This is a genomic window from Citrobacter sp. CFNIH10 (genome assembly GCF_002934585.1).
Lineage (GTDB): Bacteria > Pseudomonadota > Gammaproteobacteria > Enterobacterales > Enterobacteriaceae > Citrobacter_A > Citrobacter_A amalonaticus.
Map to the genome: position 1 here is coordinate 3,194,786 of NZ_CP026216.1, position 17,632 is coordinate 3,212,417.

Below are 17,632 nucleotides of genomic sequence, written 5' to 3' on the forward strand. Positions count from 1 at the left end.
GCTGGTTTCTTGAATGCATAACGATAAAGATCTCTCTACGTGGCAGACGTTTCGCCGACTGTGGCCAACCATTGCGCCTTTCAAATCGGGTCTGATCGTGGCGGGTGTTGCGTTAATCCTCAACGCGGCCAGCGATACCTTCATGTTATCGCTCCTCAAACCATTACTGGACGATGGTTTTGGTAAAACAGATCGCTCAGTGTTGCTTTGGATGCCGCTGGTGGTTATTGGGCTGATGATTTTACGTGGTATCACCAGCTATATCTCCAGCTACTGTATTTCCTGGGTATCCGGCAAAGTGGTGATGACCATGCGTCGTCGCCTGTTCGGTCATATGATGGGAATGCCGGTTTCCTTCTTTGACAAACAGTCTACCGGGACGCTGCTGTCTCGTATTACTTATGATTCTGAACAGGTAGCCTCTTCGTCTTCCGGTGCGCTGATTACCGTTGTGCGTGAAGGTGCATCGATTATCGGCCTGTTCATCATGATGTTCTATTACAGCTGGCAGTTGTCGATAATCCTGGTTGTGCTGGCACCTATTGTGTCGATCGCGATTCGCGTAGTCTCCAAACGTTTTCGTGCTATCAGTAAGAATATGCAGAATACGATGGGGCAGGTGACAACCAGCGCGGAGCAGATGCTGAAAGGCCACAAAGAGGTACTGATCTTCGGTGGTCAGGGAGTGGAAACGAAGCGCTTCGACAAAGTCAGTAACAAGATGCGTTTGCAGGGGATGAAGATGGTTTCTGCTTCTTCCATTTCCGATCCTGTCATCCAGTTGATCGCTTCACTGGCGCTGGCGTTTGTGCTGTACGCAGCTAGCTTCCCAAGCGTGATGGACAGCCTGACGGCAGGGACGATCACCGTGGTCTTCTCCTCAATGATCGCCCTGATGCGTCCGTTGAAATCGTTGACTAACGTTAACGCCCAGTTCCAGCGTGGGATGGCCGCATGCCAGACTTTATTTGCCATCCTGGATAGCGAGCAGGAAAAAGACGAAGGTAAACGTGTGATTGAGCGTGCGACCGGCGATCTGGAATTCCGCAATGTCACCTTTACCTATCCGGGGCGCGAAGTACCGGCGCTGCGTAACATCAACCTGAAAATTCCGGCGGGCAAAACCGTTGCGCTGGTGGGGCGTTCAGGTTCCGGCAAATCAACCATTGCCAGTCTGATCACGCGTTTCTATGACATCAATGAAGGTGAAATCCTGATGGATGGTCACGATCTGCGGGAATACACCCTGGCCTCGTTACGTAATCAGGTCGCGCTGGTGTCGCAGAACGTACATCTGTTCAACGACACGGTGGCGAATAACATCGCCTACGCGCGAACTGAGCAGTATAGCCGTGAGGAGATCGAAGAAGCGGCTCGTATGGCTTATGCCATGGACTTTATCAATAAGATGGATAACGGCCTTGATACGGTGATCGGTGAAAACGGCGTGCTGCTTTCCGGTGGTCAACGTCAACGTATCGCCATCGCGCGCGCCTTACTGCGCGACAGCCCGATTCTGATCCTTGATGAAGCCACGTCAGCGCTGGATACCGAATCTGAACGCGCCATTCAGGCGGCGCTGGACGAACTGCAGAAAAACCGCACCTCGCTGGTGATTGCGCACCGCCTTTCAACTATCGAACAGGCCGATGAAATTGTGGTCGTGGAAGATGGGCTGATTGTGGAGCGCGGTACGCACAACGAGCTGCTGGAACACCGTGGCGTTTACGCGCAACTGCACAAAATGCAATTTGGTCAATGATCGCACGCTTCTGGTCCGGTGAGTCGCCCTTGTGGCGACTGTTACTCCCACTTTCCTGGCTATACGGCCTGGTGAGCGGGGCGATCCGTCTGTGCTACACGCTCGGGATCAAACGCGCCTGGCGTGCACCGGTGCCGGTGGTGGTGGTCGGTAATTTGACGGCAGGTGGCAATGGCAAAACGCCGGTAGTGATCTGGTTGGTGGAACAACTTCAGCAGCGCGGTCTTCGCGTTGGGGTAGTTTCTCGTGGATATGGCGGCAAAGCCGCGTCCTATCCCTTGCTGCTGAATGCCGAAACCACCACGGCGGAAGCGGGTGATGAGCCGGTGCTGATTTATCAGCGCACCGGCGCGCCAGTTGCCGTATCGCCCAACCGGGCTGACGCGGTAAAAGCGATTCTGGCGCATCACGATGTGCAGATTATCGTTACTGATGATGGTCTTCAGCACTACCGTCTGGCGCGCGATGTCGAGATTGTGGTGGTTGATGGCGTTCGTCGCTTCGGCAACGGCTGGTGGCTACCGGCAGGTCCGATGCGGGAGCGAGCAGGTCGCCTGAAAACGGTGGATGCGGTTATTGTCAATGGCGGTATTCCACAGGCGGGTGAGATCCCGATGCATCTGGCGCCAGGACAGGCTGTGAACCTGCGTACCGGTGAGCGCCGTGATGTCGCGCAATTGCAAAATGTCGTGGCAATGGCCGGTATTGGTCATCCGCCACGCTTTTTTGCCACGTTAGCGTCTTGTGGCGTACAGCCGCAAAAATGTGTTCCTCTGGCGGATCATCAGGCATTGACTTCGCATGATGTCAACGGCTTACTAAACGGGTCGCAAACGCTGGTCATGACGGAGAAGGACGCCGTGAAGTGCCGCGCCTTTGCCGAAGACAACTGGTGGTATCTTCCTGTCGATGCACATTTGTCGGGGACTGAACCTGAGACATTACTCGAAAAATTGATCTCGCTGACACGTTAGCGCACCACCATGACGGCAGCGTACAAATGAGGGAATCATGAATGTCGTTGCCGTACCTCTCACTTACGGATGCCCGTAACCTTCATCTCGCCGCCCAGGGATTGTTAAAAAAACCACGTCGTCGCGCGTTGGCAAGCGATATCCTGCCGACGATTACCCGTATGTCGCTACTACAAATCGATACCATCAATATTGTCGCCCGCAGTCCCTACCTTGTGTTGTTCAGTCGACTGGGCAATTACACCCCACAGTGGCTGGATGATGCGTTGGCGCAGGGTGAACTGATGGAGTACTGGGCCCATGAGGCCTGTTTCCTGCCGCGTAGTGATTTTACGCTGATACGCCACCGGATGCTGGCACCTGAAAAAATGGGCTGGAAGTACCAGGCGGCGTGGATGGAAGAGCATGCCGGCGAAATTGAGCAACTGTTGCAGCATATTCATCAAAATGGACCGGTACGCTCGGCTGACTTTGAGCATCCGCGTAAAGGCAACAGCGGCTGGTGGGACTGGAAGCCGCACAAGCTGCATCTGGAAGGGTTGTTTACGGCAGGAAAAGTGATGGTGATTGAGCGTCGCAATTTCCAGCGCGTGTACGATCTCACGCATCGCGTGATGCCGCACTGGGATGATGAACGCGATTTGCTACCCCGGGCGCAAGCAGAATCTGTCATGCTGGACAACAGTGCGCGCAGCCTGGGTATTTTTCGTGAGCAGTGGCTGGCAGATTACTACCGCCTGAAACGTCCTGAGTTACAAAACTGGCGCGACGTGCGGGCTGAACAGCAGTACATCATTCCGGTAGAGGTCGAAAAACTTGGTCGGCTGTGGTTGCATGCGGATTTGCTGCCGCTACTTGAACAGGCACAGGCAGGCAAGCTGACAGCGACGCATAGCGCGGTACTGTCGCCGTTTGATCCGGTGGTTTGGGATCGCAAACGTGCGGAGCAACTGTTCGATTTCAGCTATCGGCTGGAGTGCTACACGCCAGCCCCAAAGCGCCAGTATGGTTATTTTGTCCTGCCTTTACTGCACCGGGGTCAGTTGGTGGGGCGGATGGACGCCAAAATGCACCGTAAAACGGGCGTACTGGAAGTGATTTCTCTCTATCTGCAAGAAGGCGTAAAGCCAGGAGTGACGCTGCAAAATGGGCTACAGCAGGCGATAACCGATTTTGCCCGCTGGCAGAATGCCGTTCGCGTGACGCTCGGCCGCTGTCCGGCAGGGATATTTACGCAATGTCGACAGGGGTGGGAAATAGACGCAGTCGCATGAGCGAGTATGATAAGATCTCTGCATTCATTACCCGGTCCATCTGGAGGAACTATGGATCATCGACTGCTTGAAATCGTTGCCTGCCCGGTCTGTAACGGCAAACTCTGGTACAACCAGGAAAAACAAGAACTGATCTGCAAACTGGATAACCTCGCTTTTCCACTGCGTGATGGCATTCCCGTTTTGCTGGAAACCGAGGCCCGTGTATTAGCGGCTGATGAGCGTAAATCATGAGTTTTGTCGTCATTATTCCTGCCCGCTACGCCTCCACGCGTCTGCCGGGTAAACCGTTGCAGGACATCAACGGTAAACCGATGATTGTGCATGTGCTGGAACGCGCCCGTGAATCCGGCGCTGAGCGTATTATTGTCGCGACCGATCATGAAGAGGTCGCACGCGCCGTTGAAGTGGCGGGTGGAGAAGTGTGCATGACCCGCGTCGATCACCAGTCCGGGACAGAACGTCTGGCTGAAGTGGTTGAGAAGTGTGGTTTCCGTGATGACACCGTGATTGTCAATGTGCAGGGTGATGAGCCGATGATCCCGGCCATCATTATTCGCCAGGTGGCAGAAAACCTGGCGCAGCGTCAGGTTGGAATGGCCACGCTCGCGGCACCGATTCATAGCGCGGAAGAGGCGTTCAATCCGAATGCAGTGAAGGTGGTACTGGATGCCGAAGGCTATGCGCTGTATTTCTCGCGTGCAACGATCCCCTGGGATCGCGATCGTTTTGCGAAAAGTCGCGAGACCGTCGGCGATAATTTCCTGCGCCACCTCGGCATTTACGGCTATCGCGCCGGATTTATCCGTCGCTATGTGAGCTGGGAGCCCAGCCCGCTGGAAAACATCGAGATGCTGGAGCAACTCCGCGTGCTGTGGTACGGCGAAAAAATCCACGTGGCTGTGGCAAAAGAGGTGCCTGGTACCGGTGTTGATACCGCAGAAGACCTCGAGCGCGTTCGCGCTGAAATGCGTTAATTTTCTTTACGACACTCCGCTCTTTAGTGAGAGGAGTGTCGTACCGTTACGATTTTCCACGCTTTTTCTTTTCAACAATTGATCTCATCCGGGTGACATCCGTCGGTGTGGCGCTCATTATAAAAGCAGTAGCTTTTATGAGGGCAATCTGAATGGAACAGCTGCGCGCCGAATTAAGTCATTTACTGGGCGAAAAACTGAGCCGCATTGAATGCGTGAATGAAAAAGTCGACACAGCACTGTGGTCGCTCTATGACAGCCAGGGCAACCCAATGCCGCTGATGGCCCAAAGTTTCACCACGCCGGGGGTCGCGCAACAACTGGCCTGGAAAACCACCATGTTAGCGCGTAGCGGCACCGTGCGAATGCCGGTCATTTATGGGGTGATGACTCACGATGAACATCCCGGTCCGGATGTCTTACTGCTGGAACGTCTGCGTGGCGTCCCCGTTGAAGCGCCGGCCCGGACGCCGGAGCGTTGGGAGCAGCTCAAAGATCAGATTGTCGAAGGGTTACTGGCCTGGCACCGCCAGGATAGCCGGGGGTGTGTCGGTGCGGTGGACAATACGCAGGAGAATATCTGGCCTTCCTGGTATCGTCAGCGGGTTGAGGTGCTCTGGAGTACGCTCAATCAGTTCAACAACACCGGGCTAACCATGCAGGATAAGCGCATTCTGTTTCGCACCCGCGAATGTCTGCCCGCGCTGTTTGACGGCTTTAACGACAACTGTGTGCTGGTGCATGGCAATTTCAGTCTGCGCAGCATGTTAAAAGACGCCCGGAGCGACCAGCTTCTGGCGATGGTGGGGCCTGGTATTATGCTCTGGGCACCACGGGAGTACGAACTGTTCCGGCTGGTAGATAACACGCTGGCGGAAGGACTACTCTGGCACTACCTGCAACGCGCGCCAGTGGCGGAATCGTTCATCTGGCGGCGTTGGTTATACGTGTTATGGGATGAAGTGGCGCAACTGGTCAATACCGGGCGCTTTAACCGATCTCATTTTGATCTCGCTGCGAAATCACTCCTGCCCTGGCTCGCCTGACGAGCCTTTCAACCGCTGCCAGACTCTCCCCAGCGTCTCGTAGCTTGCGCGATCGCTATGCATCAACCAGACGGGAGAGGGGATTGCCCGCTCCCACGGATTCAACGGGGAATCGATAGCCAGTTGATTCGCCGGAGCCGGCAGCGGATTTAACCCGGCCTGCTGAAAGAAAATCATTGCTCGCGGCAGATGAGAGGCTGAAGTGACCAGCAGGAATGGCGCGTCGCCGATAGCCTGCTTCACGGCAGCGGCTTCTTCCTCCGTATCCTTAGGCTTGTCGAGCGTGATGATATCCTCTTCCGGCACCCCCAGCGATTGCGCCACCCGTGCGCCAACTTCTGCCGTACTCACCGGATTGGTTTTGGCATTCGCGCCGGTAAAAATCAATTTCGAACCCGGGTTAGCCCGCCACAGACGTATTCCCTCATTTAGACGCGGCAAACTGTTGTTGATCAGGTTAGAACTGGGCGCCCACTGCGGGTTCCAGGTATAGCCGCCGCCTAACACGACGACGTATTCAACTTTCTGCGTATCCTGCCAGGTGGGGTAGCTATTTTCTATCGGGCGCAGCAGATGGTCTGCAACGGGTTGCAGGCTGAGCAGGAACAGTACCAGCCAACTGAGGCTGATAAATACTTTACCGGTTTTCTGAAAACGGCTAAACCACAGCAGTGCCAGACCGATGCCCATCATCAAGAGCAGAAAAGGGAGAGGCAACAGCATGCCGCCAATCACTTTCTTCAGTGTAAAAAGCATCCTTTTTGGTTCCTTTTTTGACCATACAGCAGAAGAATAATCGTGATATTACACCAGAGAGGTTCATTCTCCGCGCGGGTGTGACAAAATAGCGGTTTTATCAGAGAACAGCTAAGCCAGCCTGTGGAGAGCCCGATGCGGGATCGCAATTTTGATGACATTGCTGAGAAGTTTTCCCGTAATATTTACGGCACCACAAAAGGGCAGCTAAGGCAGGCGATCCTGTGGCAGGATCTCGACCTTATTCTGGCAGACTTCGGCGCGCAACCACTGCGTGTGCTGGACGCTGGCGGCGGTGAAGGACAAACGGCCATTAAAATGGCAGAACGTGGTCATCACGTGACGTTGTGTGACGTCTCCGGTGAGATGATCGCCCGTGCGCAACGGGCGGCAGAAGCCAAAGGTGTGAGCCACAACATGCATTTTATACAATGCGCTGCTCAGGACGTCGCTTCGCACTTGGAAAGCTCCGTTGATCTGATATTGTTTCACGCTGTGCTGGAGTGGGTCGCCGATCCGGTCAGCGTGTTAAAGACCCTTTGGTCGGTATTGCGTCCCGGTGGCGTACTGTCGTTAATGTTCTACAATGCCAACGGCCTGTTGATGCATAACATGGTGGCGGGGAACTTTGACTACGTGCAGATAGGGATGCCCAAACGTAAGAAGCGTACCCTTTCACCAGACTATCCGCGTGAGCCAGGAGAGGTTTACCAGTGGCTGGAACAGATGGGCTGGCAGATCACCGGGAAAACCGGGGTGCGCGTGTTTCATGATTATCTGCGTGAGAAACATCAGCAGCGTGACTGTTATGAGATATTGCTTGAATTAGAAACGCGTTACTGTCGCCTGGAGCCGTATGTCAGCCTGGGTCGTTACATTCACGTCACCGCGCGTAAACCGCAGATGCAAGGATAACCTATGAGTGAATTTTCCCAGACAGTCCCCGAACTGGTTGCCTGGGCCAGAAAAAATGACTTCTCTATCTCGCTGCCGGTAGACCGACTCTCGTTTCTGCTGGCGGTGGCCACGCTGAATGGCGAGCGCCTGGACGGTGAGATGAGTGAAGGCGAACTGGTGGATGCGTTCCGCCATGTAAGTGATGCGTTTGAGCAAACCAGCGAAACCATTGGCGTGCGCGCGAACAATGCGATCAACGATATGGTGCGTCAACGTCTGCTGAACCGCTTTACCAGTGAGCAGGCAGAAGGGAACGCGATTTATCGTTTGACGCCGCTCGGCATTGGCATTACCGATTACTATATTCGCCAACGTGAATTTTCCACGCTGCGTCTGTCAATGCAGTTGTCGATCGTGGCGGGTGAGCTCAAGCGCGCGGCGGATGCCGCCGATGAGGGCGGCGATGAGTTCCACTGGCATCGCAACGTCTATGCGCCACTCAAGTATTCGGTCGCTGAGATTTTCGACAGTATCGATCTGACTCAGCGCATCATGGATGAACAGCAGCAGCAGGTGAAAGATGATATCGCGCAACTGCTGAATAAAGACTGGCGCGCGGCGATTTCGAGCTGTGAACTGCTACTGTCAGAAACCTCCGGCACTCTGCGCGAGTTGCAGGATACGCTGGAAGCGGCAGGCGATAAATTGCAGGCCAATTTGCTGCGTATCCAGGATGCGACGCTGGCTCATGACGATCTGCATTTTGTTGATCGCCTGGTGTTTGACCTGCAAAGCAAGCTCGATCGTATTATCAGCTGGGGTCAGCAGTCGATCGATCTGTGGATTGGCTATGACCGCCACGTTCACAAATTTATCCGTACCGCCATCGATATGGATAAAAACCGCGTCTTTGCCCAGCGCTTACGTCAGTCGGTACAGACCTATTTTGACGAGCCGTGGGCGCTGACCTATGCCAACGCCGATCGTCTGCTGGATATGCGTGACGAAGAGATGGCGCTGCGTGATGAAGAGGTCACCGGGGAACTTCCGCCGGATTTAGAGTACGAAGAGTTTAACGAGATCCGCGAACAGCTGGCGGCGATTATCGAAGGCCAACTGGCTATCTATAAATCGAAAGAGACGCCGTTAGATCTCGGTCTGGTAGTGCGCGAGTATCTTGCGCAATACCCGCGTGCGCGTCACTTTGACGTCGCGCGCATTGTTATCGATCAGGCGGTACGTCTTGGCGTAGCGCAAGCAGACTTCACCGGACTGCCAGCCAAATGGCAGCCGATTAATGATTACGGAGCCAAGGTACAGGCGCATGTCATTGACAAATATTGAACAAGTGATGCCGGTTAAGCTGGCGCAGGCGCTGGCGAATCCGTTATTTCCGGCGCTGGATAGCGCATTACGTTCAGGCCGCCACATTGGTCTGGATGAACTGGATAATCATGCCTTTTTGATGGACTTTCAGGACTATCTGGAAGAGTTTTACAGCCGCTATAACGTGGAGCTGATCCGCGCGCCGGAAGGTTTCTTCTACCTGCGTCCGCGTTCAACGACCATTATCCCGCGTTCCGTGTTGTCTGAACTGGACATGATGGTCGGTAAAATTCTCTGCTACCTCTACCTCAGTCCGGAGCGGCTGGCGAACGAGGGGATTTTCACTCAGCAGGAGTTGTACGACGAGCTGCTGACGCTGGCTGACGAAGCCAAACTGTTGAAGCTGGTGAATAACCGCTCAACCGGCTCCGACGTTGACCGCCAGAAGTTACAGGAAAAAATGCGTTCGTCATTAAACCGCCTGCGCCGTTTAGGCATGGTGTGGTTTATGGGGCACGACAGCAGCAAATTCCGCATTACGGAATCGGTGTTCCGCTTTGGCGCGGATGTACGAACGGGTGACGACCCGCGCGAAGCGCAGCGTCGCCTGATCCGCGATGGCGAAGCGATGCCGGTCGAAAACCACCTGCAGCTCAATGATGAGACCGAAGAGAATCAGCCGGACAGTGGAGAAGAAGAATAATGATTGAACGCGGTAAATTTCGCTCACTAACGCTGATTAACTGGAACGGTTTCTTTGCCCGTACCTTTGACCTGGATGAACTGGTTACCACGCTTTCCGGGGGGAATGGCGCGGGGAAATCCACTACCATGGCGGCGTTCGTCACGGCGCTAATCCCGGATTTAACCCTGCTGCACTTCCGTAACACCACGGAAGCAGGCGCGACCAGCGGCTCACGCGACAAAGGTCTGCACGGTAAGCTGAAAGCGGGTGTCTGTTATTCGATGCTCGATACGATCAACTCGCGCCATCAGCGCGTGGTGGTGGGTGTGCGCTTGCAGCAGGTTGCCGGACGCGACCGTAAAGTCGATATCAAACCGTTTGCCATTCAGGGACTGCCGATGTCTGTGCAGCCTACGCAACTGGTGACGGAGACGCTGAACGAACGTCAGGCGCGCGTCCTGCCGTTAACGGAGCTGAAAGAAAAGCTCGACGCGATGGAAGGCGTGCAGTTTAAGCAGTTCAACTCGATCACCGATTACCATTCGCTGATGTTCGATCTGGGCCTCATCGCCCGTCGTCTGCGCTCTGCGTCTGACCGTAGTAAATTCTATCGCCTGATTGAAGCCTCGCTGTACGGTGGGATTTCCAGCGCGATCACCCGGTCTCTGCGCGACTACCTGTTGCCGGAAAACAGCGGGGTGCGTAAGGCGTTCCAGGATATGGAAGCTGCGCTGCGGGAAAACCGCCTGACGCTGGAAGCCATTCGCGTTACCCAGTCCGATCGCGATCTGTTTAAACACCTGATTAGCGAAGCCACCAACTATGTGGCGGCGGACTATATGCGTCACGCCAATGAGCGCCGGATCCACCTCGATAAAGCGCTGGAATTCCGTCGCGAATTGTACACGTCGCGCAAACAACTGGCGGCCGAGCAGTATAAACACGTCGACATGGCGCGTGAGTTGGGCGAGCACAACGGTGCGGAAGGCGATCTCGAAGCCGATTATCAGGCGGCAAGCGATCACCTGAACCTGGTGCAAACCGCGCTACGCCAGCAGGAAAAAATTGAACGTTATGAAGCGGATCTCGAAGAGTTGCAGATCCGTCTCGAAGAACAAAATGAAGTGGTCGCAGAAGCTGCCGATCGTCAGGAAGAGAACGAAGCGCGCGCCGAAGCTGCCGAGCTGGAAGTGGATGAGCTGAAAAGCCAACTGGCGGATTACCAGCAGGCGCTGGACGTTCAACAGACCCGCGCCATCCAGTACAACCAGGCGATCTCGGCGCTGGAACGCGCCAGAGCGGTGTGCCATCTGCCGGATCTGACGGCCGATAGCGCCGCCGAGTGGCTGGAAACCTTCCAGGCGAAAGAGCAGGAAGCCACCGAAAAAATGCTCTCGCTGGAACAGAAAATGAGCGTGGCGCAAACCGCGCACAGTCAGTTCGAGCAGGCGTATCAGCTGGTGGTGGCGATCAATGGCCCGCTGGCGCGTAATGAAGCCTGGGACGTGGCGCGCGAACTGCTGCGCGAAGGCGTTGACCAGCGTCACCTGGCGGAACAGGCGCAGTCGCTGCGTATGCGACTGAGCGAACTGGAACAGCGTCTGCGCGAGCAGCAGGAAGCCGAACGTCTGTTGGCGGAATTCTGCAAACGTCAGGGGAAAAATTTCGACATTGACGAACTGGAAGCCCTGCATCAGGAGCTGGAAGCGCGTATCGCCTCGCTGTCTGACAACGTTTCCAGCGCGCATGAACAGCGTATGGCGCTGCGTCAAGAGCAGGAACAGCTACAGTCGCGCATTCAGCATCTCATGCAGCGTGCCCCCGTCTGGCTGGCGGCGCAAAACAGCCTGAGTCAGTTGAGTGAACAGTGCGGTGAAGAGTTTACGTCCAGCCAGGAAGTGACCGAATATCTGCAGCAATTGCTCGAACGAGAGCGTGAAGCGATTGTGGAACGCGACGAAGTCGGCGCGCGCAAGAATGCCGTCGATGAAGAGATCGAACGCTTAAGCCAGCCTGGTGGCTCGGAAGATCAGCGTCTGAACGCGCTGGCGGAACGCTTTGGCGGCGTGCTGCTGTCAGAAATCTATGACGACGTCAGTCTTGAAGATGCGCCGTACTTCTCCGCGTTGTATGGTCCGTCGCGTCACGCCATCGTGGTGCCGGATCTGTCCCTGATCGCTGAACAACTGGAAGGGTTGACGGATTGCCCGGAAGATTTGTATCTGATCGAAGGGGATCCGCAGTCATTTGATGACAGCGTCTTCAGCGTCGACGAACTGGAAAAAGCGGTGGTGGTGAAGATTGCCGATCGCCAGTGGCGCTACTCGCGCTTCCCGTCCGTACCGCTGTTTGGCCGTGCGGCGCGAGAAAACCGCATCGAAACGCTGCATGCCGAGCGTGAAGGATTATCCGAGCGTTTTGCCACGCTCTCTTTTGACGTTCAGAAAACGCAGCGTCTGCATCAGGCGTTCAGCCGCTTCATTGGCAGCCATCTTTCGGTGGCTTTTGAATCCGATCCGGAAGCCGAAATTCGCCAGCTCAACAGCCGTCGCGTTGAGCTGGAACGTGCGTTGACCGCCCACGAAAACGAAAACCAGCAGCAGCGTCTGCAGTACGAACAGGCGAAAGAGGGCGTTGCCGCGCTTAACCGCCTGCTGCCGCGTCTGAATTTGCTGGCTGACGACAGTCTGGCGGATCGCGTCGAAGAGATCCGCGAGCGTCTGGATGAAGCGCAAGAAGCCGCGCGCTTTGTACAGCAGCACGGCAACCAACTGGCGAAACTGGAACCGATGGTGTCGGTGTTGCAGAGCGACCCGGAACAGTTTGAACAACTGAAAGAAGATTACGCGTACTCCCAGCAGACGCAGCGCGATGCGCGTCAGCAGGCGTTTGCGCTGACCGAAGTGGTCCAGCGTCGTGCACACTTCGGCTATTCCGACTCAGCGGAAATGCTCAGCGGCAACAGCGATCTGAACGAAAAACTGCGTGAGCGCCTGGAACATGCGGAAGCTGAACGTACCCGCGCCCGTGAAGCCCTGCGTGGTCATGCGGCGCAACTGAGTCAGTACAATCAGGTTCTGGCTTCGCTGAAAAGCTCTTACGATACCAAGAAAGAGCTGCTTAACGATTTGCAGCGTGAATTGCAGGATATTGGCGTGCGTGCCGACAGCGGAGCGGAAGAGCGTGCGCGCATTCGTCGCGATGAACTGCATTCGCAGCTCAGCAACAACCGTACGCGGCGTAACCAGCTCGAAAAAGCGCTTACCTTCTGTGAAGCGGAGATGGATAACCTGACCCGCAAACTGCGCAAACTGGAACGCGATTACCACGAAATGCGTGAGCAGGTGGTAACCGCGAAAGCAGGCTGGTGCGCCGTGATGCGACTGGTGAAAGACAGCGGCGTCGAGCGTCGTTTGCATCGTCGCGAGCTGGCCTATCTTTCCGGTGATGATCTGCGCTCCATGTCGGATAAGGCGCTGGGTGCGCTGCGTCTGGCGGTCGCTGATAACGAACATCTGCGTGATGTCCTGCGTCTGTCGGAAGATCCGAAACGTCCGGAACGTAAGATCCAGTTCTTTGTCGCAGTGTATCAGCATCTGCGCGAGCGTATCCGTCAGGATATCATTCGTACCGACGATCCAGTGGAAGCCATCGAACAGATGGAAATCGAGCTGGGCCGCCTGACCGAAGAACTGACCTCCCGTGAACAGAAACTGGCGATCAGCTCACGTAGCGTGGCGAACATTATTCGCAAGACCATCCAGCGCGAGCAGAACCGTATTCGTCAGCTCAACCAGGGGTTGCAGAGCGTGTCGTTCGGTCAGGTTCACAGCGTGCGTCTGAACGTGAATGTGCGTGAAACCCATGCCACGCTGCTGGAAGTGCTGTCTGAACAGCATGAGCAGCATCAGGATCTGTTCAACAGCAACCGCCTGACCTTCTCAGAAGCGCTGGCGAAACTTTATCAACGCCTGAACCCGCAAATCGACATGGGACAGCGTACGCCGCAAACCATTGGCGAGGAGTTACTGGATTACCGTAACTATCTCGAAATGGAAGTGGAAGTTAACCGTGGTTCTGACGGCTGGCTGCGTGCAGAGTCCGGTGCGCTATCGACCGGTGAAGCGATCGGGACCGGGATGTCGATCCTGGTGATGGTGGTTCAAAGCTGGGAAGATGAAGCGCGCCGTCTGCGCGGGAAAGATATCTCCCCGTGCCGTCTGCTGTTCCTCGATGAAGCCGCCCGTCTGGATGCGCGCTCCATCGCGACGTTGTTTGAGCTGTGTGAGCGTCTGCAGATGCAGCTCATCATCGCGGCGCCGGAAAACATCAGTCCGGAGAAGGGCACCACCTATAAGCTGGTGCGTAAAGTCTTCCAGAATACGGAACACGTTCATGTGGTTGGTCTGCGCGGGTTTGCGCCGCAGTTACCGGATCCTCTCCCCGGCGAGGCTGATGCCCCGTCAGAGGCCAGCTAAAACCTTAAAGACGGCTGAAAAGCCGTCTTTTGCATTTCTTAAACTATGGATTTCAGGTGCATTTTCTTTAAACTTCTTTACATTAGGTTAGGCAATCGCATATCAGCCTTTCTATAATGTAGGAAAGCTCCGGTAGATGTGAGCATGTCGTAATGTAACCAGAGGGCAAGGGATGTTGCTTAATAAAATTGGTGGTCGTCGGTTCTCGGCAATAAGTTTATGCCTGGCCGTAGTATTCGCTCCACTGTCCAGTGTTCAGGCTGATGAGCCTGAAGTGATACCTGGCGACAGCCCTGTCGTTGTCAGTGAACAGAGTCTCGCTCAGCCGCAGGCGCAATCTGGCGCAACGGCGGTGATGGCGGGTCTGCAGCCACTCCCTGAGGGGGCGGCGGAAAAGGCGCGAGCTGAGCTTCAGTCGCAACTTCCTTCAGGCTATACGCCTGTCTATATGAATCAGCTTGAACTGCTTTATGCGGCGCGCGATATGAAACCCATGTGGGAAAATCGCGAAGCCGTCAAAGCGTTCCAGCAACAGCTGGCAGAGGTCGCTATTGCGGGCTTCCAGCCTCAGTTCACCACCTGGGTGGCGTTACTGACCGATCCTGCCGTTAACGGCATCGCGCGCGATCTGGTGTTGTCTGATGCGATGATGGGGTATCTCCATCTGATCGCCAATATTCCGGTCAAAGGCAACCGCTGGCTGTACAGCAGTAAACCGTATGCACTGGCGACGCCACCGCTGTCGGTCATCAATCAGTGGCAGGTTGCGCTGGATAATGGACAACTTCCGACGTTTATTGCCGGGCTGGCACCTCAGCACCCGCAGTATGCGTCAATGCACGCGTCGCTATTAGCGCTGGTGGGTGATTCACGTCCATGGCCGCAACTGACCGGCAAAGCAACGCTACGACCGGGTCAGTGGAGCAACGACGTGCCTGCGCTGCGGGAAATACTGCAACGTACCGGGATGCTGGAAGGCGGACCGAAAATTGCGCTGCCGGGAGATGAGACCCCGTCAGAAGCGGTGGTCAGCCCGTCAGCCGTTGCCGTTGAAACCCCGAGCGCTGACACGGCAAAACAGACTGCGCCGCGCAGTAAGCCAGCACCGGCTGTCCGTGCTGCGTATGATAAAGAGCTGGTTGAAGCGGTAAAACGCTTCCAGACGTGGCAAGGGTTGGGCGCAGATGGCGCTATTGGCCCGGCTACCCGCGACTGGCTGAACGTGACCCCCGCGCAGCGTGCAGGGGTACTGGCGCTCAATATCCAGCGTCTGCGTTTGCTTCCATCTGAACTGTCGACGGGTATTATGGTGAATATTCCGGCGTATTCGCTGGTTTATTATCAGAATGGTAATCAGGTGCTGGCGTCCAGGGTGATTGTCGGTCGTCCCGATCGTAAAACGCCGATGATGAGCAGCGCGCTGAATAACGTGGTGGTCAATCCGCCATGGAACGTCCCGCCGACGCTGGCGCGTAAGGATATTCTGCCCAAGCTGTGGAACGATCCTGGCTACCTTGAACGTCACGGCTATACCGTGATGCGGGGCTGGAACAGCAGAGAAGCGATTGATCCGTGGCAGGTTGACTGGTCAACCATCACGCCGTCAAATTTACCGTTCCGTTTCCAGCAGGCGCCGGGAGCGCGTAACTCGTTGGGCCGCTACAAGTTCAATATGCCAAGTTCCGATGCAATTTATCTGCACGACACGCCTAACCATAATTTGTTCCAGAAGGATTCCCGGGCGCTTAGTTCCGGTTGCGTGCGTGTGAACAAGGCTTCTGAACTGGCAAACATGCTGTTACAGGATGCGGGCTGGAACGATACGCGAATTTCCGATGCGCTGAAGCAGGGCGACACGCGCTACGTCAATATTCGTCAGACTATCCCGGTCAATCTGTATTACCTGACGGCGTTTGTTGGCGCGGACGGGCGTACCCAGTATCGTACAGATATTTACAATTATGATCTGACAGCGCGATCCAGCGCACAAATTGTGGCAAAAGCAGAACAATTAATCAGGTAAATGAAGAAGTTCTGGTTAATCTGTTGTCGTAATAATTGGCAGTGACAGGGGCATCGGCCCAGAAGCCCCGTCATTGCTGGGGTTGGGCCAACTTGACGGCGGCTTTGATGCCAGTTAAGGTGCCTATCGTGCGCTAAAGCATATAGACGATAACATTGACCTGTAGACCTTAAACCATGGACAAATTTGACGCTAATCGCCGCAAACTGCTGGCGTTAGGTGGCGCTGCCCTCGGAGCTGCCATCTTGCCTGTGCCTGCGTTTGCCACACTCTCTACCCCGCGTCCGCGTATTTTGACTCTGAGCAACCTCAACACCGGAGAGTCAATTAAAGCGGAATTTTTTGATGGCAGAGCTTATATTCAGGATGAATTAGCCAAACTTAACCATTTTTTCCGTGACTATCGCGCGAATAAGGTGAAGTCCATCGATCCCAGACTCTTCGATCAGCTTTTCCGCCTGCAAGGGCTGTTGGGAACACGTAAGCCCGTTCAACTGATTTCCGGTTATCGTTCACTGGATACCAACAATGAATTGCGTGCGCACAGCCGTGGGGTTGCGAAACAAAGCTATCACACCAAAGGCCAGGCCATGGATTTTCATATTGAAGGCATTTCGTTAAGTAATATTCGCAAAGCCGCGTTATCTATGCGCGCAGGTGGTGTAGGATACTACCCACGCAGTAACTTTGTGCATATTGACACCGGGCCGGCGCGGCACTGGTGATTAACGAAACAGGAGCAGTATGAACTATCGTATTATTCCGGTCACCGCGTTCTCCCAGAACTGTTCTTTGATCTGGTGTGAGCAAACGCGTCTGGCAGCGCTTGTCGATCCCGGCGGCGATGCTGAAAAAATCAAACAGGAAGTGGATGCCAGCGGCATCACGTTGACGCAGATCCTGCTCACTCACGGACACCTCGATCATGTGGGTGCCGCGGCGGAACTGGCGCAACACTACGGAGTACCGGTTATCGGTCCGGAAAAAGAAGATGAGTTCTGGCTGCAGGGTTTGCCTGCACAGAGTCGCATGTTTGGCCTCGGCGAATGTCAGCCACTGACGCCCGACCGTTGGCTTAACGAAGGAGATCGTGTCAGCGTAGGGAATGTGACTTTACAGGTGTTGCATTGCCCGGGCCATACGCCTGGACACGTTGTTTTCTTTGATGAGCAGTCGCAACTTCTTATCTCAGGCGACGTGATTTTTAAAGGTGGAGTCGGGCGCAGTGATTTCCCGCGCGGCGATCACAGCCAGTTGATTGACTCGATCAAACGTAAGCTGTTGCCGTTAGGCGATGACGTGACGTTTATTCCGGGTCATGGCCCGCTGTCGACGCTGGGCTATGAACGGTTGCACAATCCGTTCCTGCAGGATGAAATGCCTGTCTGGTAATCCCCATTAAAAAGCCCGCTTATCGCGGGCTTTGCTTTTATC

Annotated in this window: 14 protein-coding genes; 13 read left to right on the plus strand and 1 reads right to left on the minus strand. The window is 55.1% G+C overall.

What is annotated here, in order from left to right:
* Positions 1-13 precede the first annotated feature (13 nt).
* The 6 genes from msbA (at position 14) to C2U53_RS18985 (ending at position 6,033) form a co-directional block, all read left to right on the plus strand.
* Positions 14-1,762 (plus strand): lipid A ABC transporter ATP-binding protein/permease MsbA, encoded by a 1,749-nt coding sequence (gene msbA, locus C2U53_RS18960; protein ID WP_043001191.1) that lies wholly within the window; start codon positions 14-16, stop codon positions 1,760-1,762.
* On the plus strand, positions 1,759-2,736 hold the full coding sequence (gene lpxK / locus C2U53_RS18965; RefSeq protein WP_043001190.1) for a tetraacyldisaccharide 4'-kinase: 978 nt from the start codon (positions 1,759-1,761) through the stop codon (positions 2,734-2,736). Before msbA ends, lpxK begins: the two co-directional genes overlap by 4 nt.
* Before the next feature lie 41 nt (positions 2,737-2,777).
* Entirely contained in the window at positions 2,778-4,010 is a 1,233-nt protein-coding gene (locus C2U53_RS18970) for a winged helix-turn-helix domain-containing protein (RefSeq protein ID WP_044265759.1), read from the plus strand.
* 51 nt (positions 4,011-4,061) lie between these two features.
* Entirely contained in the window at positions 4,062-4,244 is a 183-nt protein-coding gene (ycaR, locus tag C2U53_RS18975; RefSeq protein WP_042320194.1) for a protein YcaR, read from the plus strand.
* On the plus strand, positions 4,241-4,987 hold the full coding sequence (gene kdsB, locus C2U53_RS18980) for a 3-deoxy-manno-octulosonate cytidylyltransferase (protein WP_104446278.1): 747 nt from the start codon (positions 4,241-4,243) through the stop codon (positions 4,985-4,987). The genes ycaR and kdsB overlap by 4 nt, the downstream gene beginning before the upstream one ends.
* A 152-nt stretch (positions 4,988-5,139) precedes the next feature.
* Positions 5,140-6,033, plus strand: coding sequence for a YcbJ family phosphotransferase (locus C2U53_RS18985; RefSeq protein WP_043001187.1), 894 nt, complete (start codon positions 5,140-5,142; stop codon positions 6,031-6,033).
* Here the strand turns inward: C2U53_RS18985 and elyC are convergent.
* Positions 6,010-6,789, minus strand: a complete 780-nt coding sequence (elyC, locus tag C2U53_RS18990; RefSeq protein ID WP_104446279.1) for an envelope biogenesis factor ElyC — start codon at positions 6,787-6,789, stop codon at positions 6,010-6,012. The two genes, C2U53_RS18985 and elyC, sit on opposite strands and share 24 nt — an antisense overlap.
* Positions 6,790-6,924: 135 nt before the next feature.
* On the opposite strand from elyC, the gene cmoM reads away from it, so the two are divergent.
* From cmoM to C2U53_RS19030, 7 genes are all read left to right on the plus strand, one after another.
* Positions 6,925-7,704, plus strand: a complete 780-nt coding sequence (gene cmoM / locus C2U53_RS18995; RefSeq protein WP_104446280.1) for a tRNA uridine 5-oxyacetic acid(34) methyltransferase CmoM — start codon at positions 6,925-6,927, stop codon at positions 7,702-7,704.
* Positions 7,705-7,707: 3 nt separating this feature from the next.
* Entirely contained in the window at positions 7,708-9,030 is a 1,323-nt protein-coding gene (gene mukF, locus C2U53_RS19000; RefSeq protein WP_042320184.1) for a chromosome partition protein MukF, read from the plus strand.
* The gene (gene mukE, locus C2U53_RS19005; RefSeq protein WP_043001183.1) at positions 9,011-9,715 is read left to right on the plus strand and encodes a chromosome partition protein MukE; all 705 of its coding nucleotides are present in this window, start codon (positions 9,011-9,013) and stop codon (positions 9,713-9,715) included. Before mukF ends, mukE begins: the two co-directional genes overlap by 20 nt.
* Positions 9,715-14,175: a chromosome partition protein MukB gene (gene mukB, locus C2U53_RS19010; protein WP_104446281.1), complete on the plus strand. Its 4,461-nt coding sequence runs from the start codon at positions 9,715-9,717 to the stop codon at positions 14,173-14,175. Before mukE ends, mukB begins: the two co-directional genes overlap by 1 nt.
* A 172-nt stretch (positions 14,176-14,347) precedes the next feature.
* Positions 14,348-16,198, plus strand: a complete 1,851-nt coding sequence (gene ldtD / locus C2U53_RS19015; RefSeq protein WP_044256326.1) for a L,D-transpeptidase — start codon at positions 14,348-14,350, stop codon at positions 16,196-16,198.
* Between the two features lie 176 nt (positions 16,199-16,374).
* Positions 16,375-16,923 carry a YcbK family protein gene (locus C2U53_RS19025; RefSeq protein WP_043001180.1) on the plus strand — a complete coding sequence of 183 codons (549 nt, stop codon included), beginning with the start codon at positions 16,375-16,377 and terminating at the stop codon, positions 16,921-16,923.
* 19 nt (positions 16,924-16,942) lie between these two features.
* On the plus strand, positions 16,943-17,590 hold the full coding sequence (locus C2U53_RS19030; protein ID WP_044256324.1) for an MBL fold metallo-hydrolase: 648 nt from the start codon (positions 16,943-16,945) through the stop codon (positions 17,588-17,590).
* Positions 17,591-17,632: the final 42 nt, after the last annotated feature.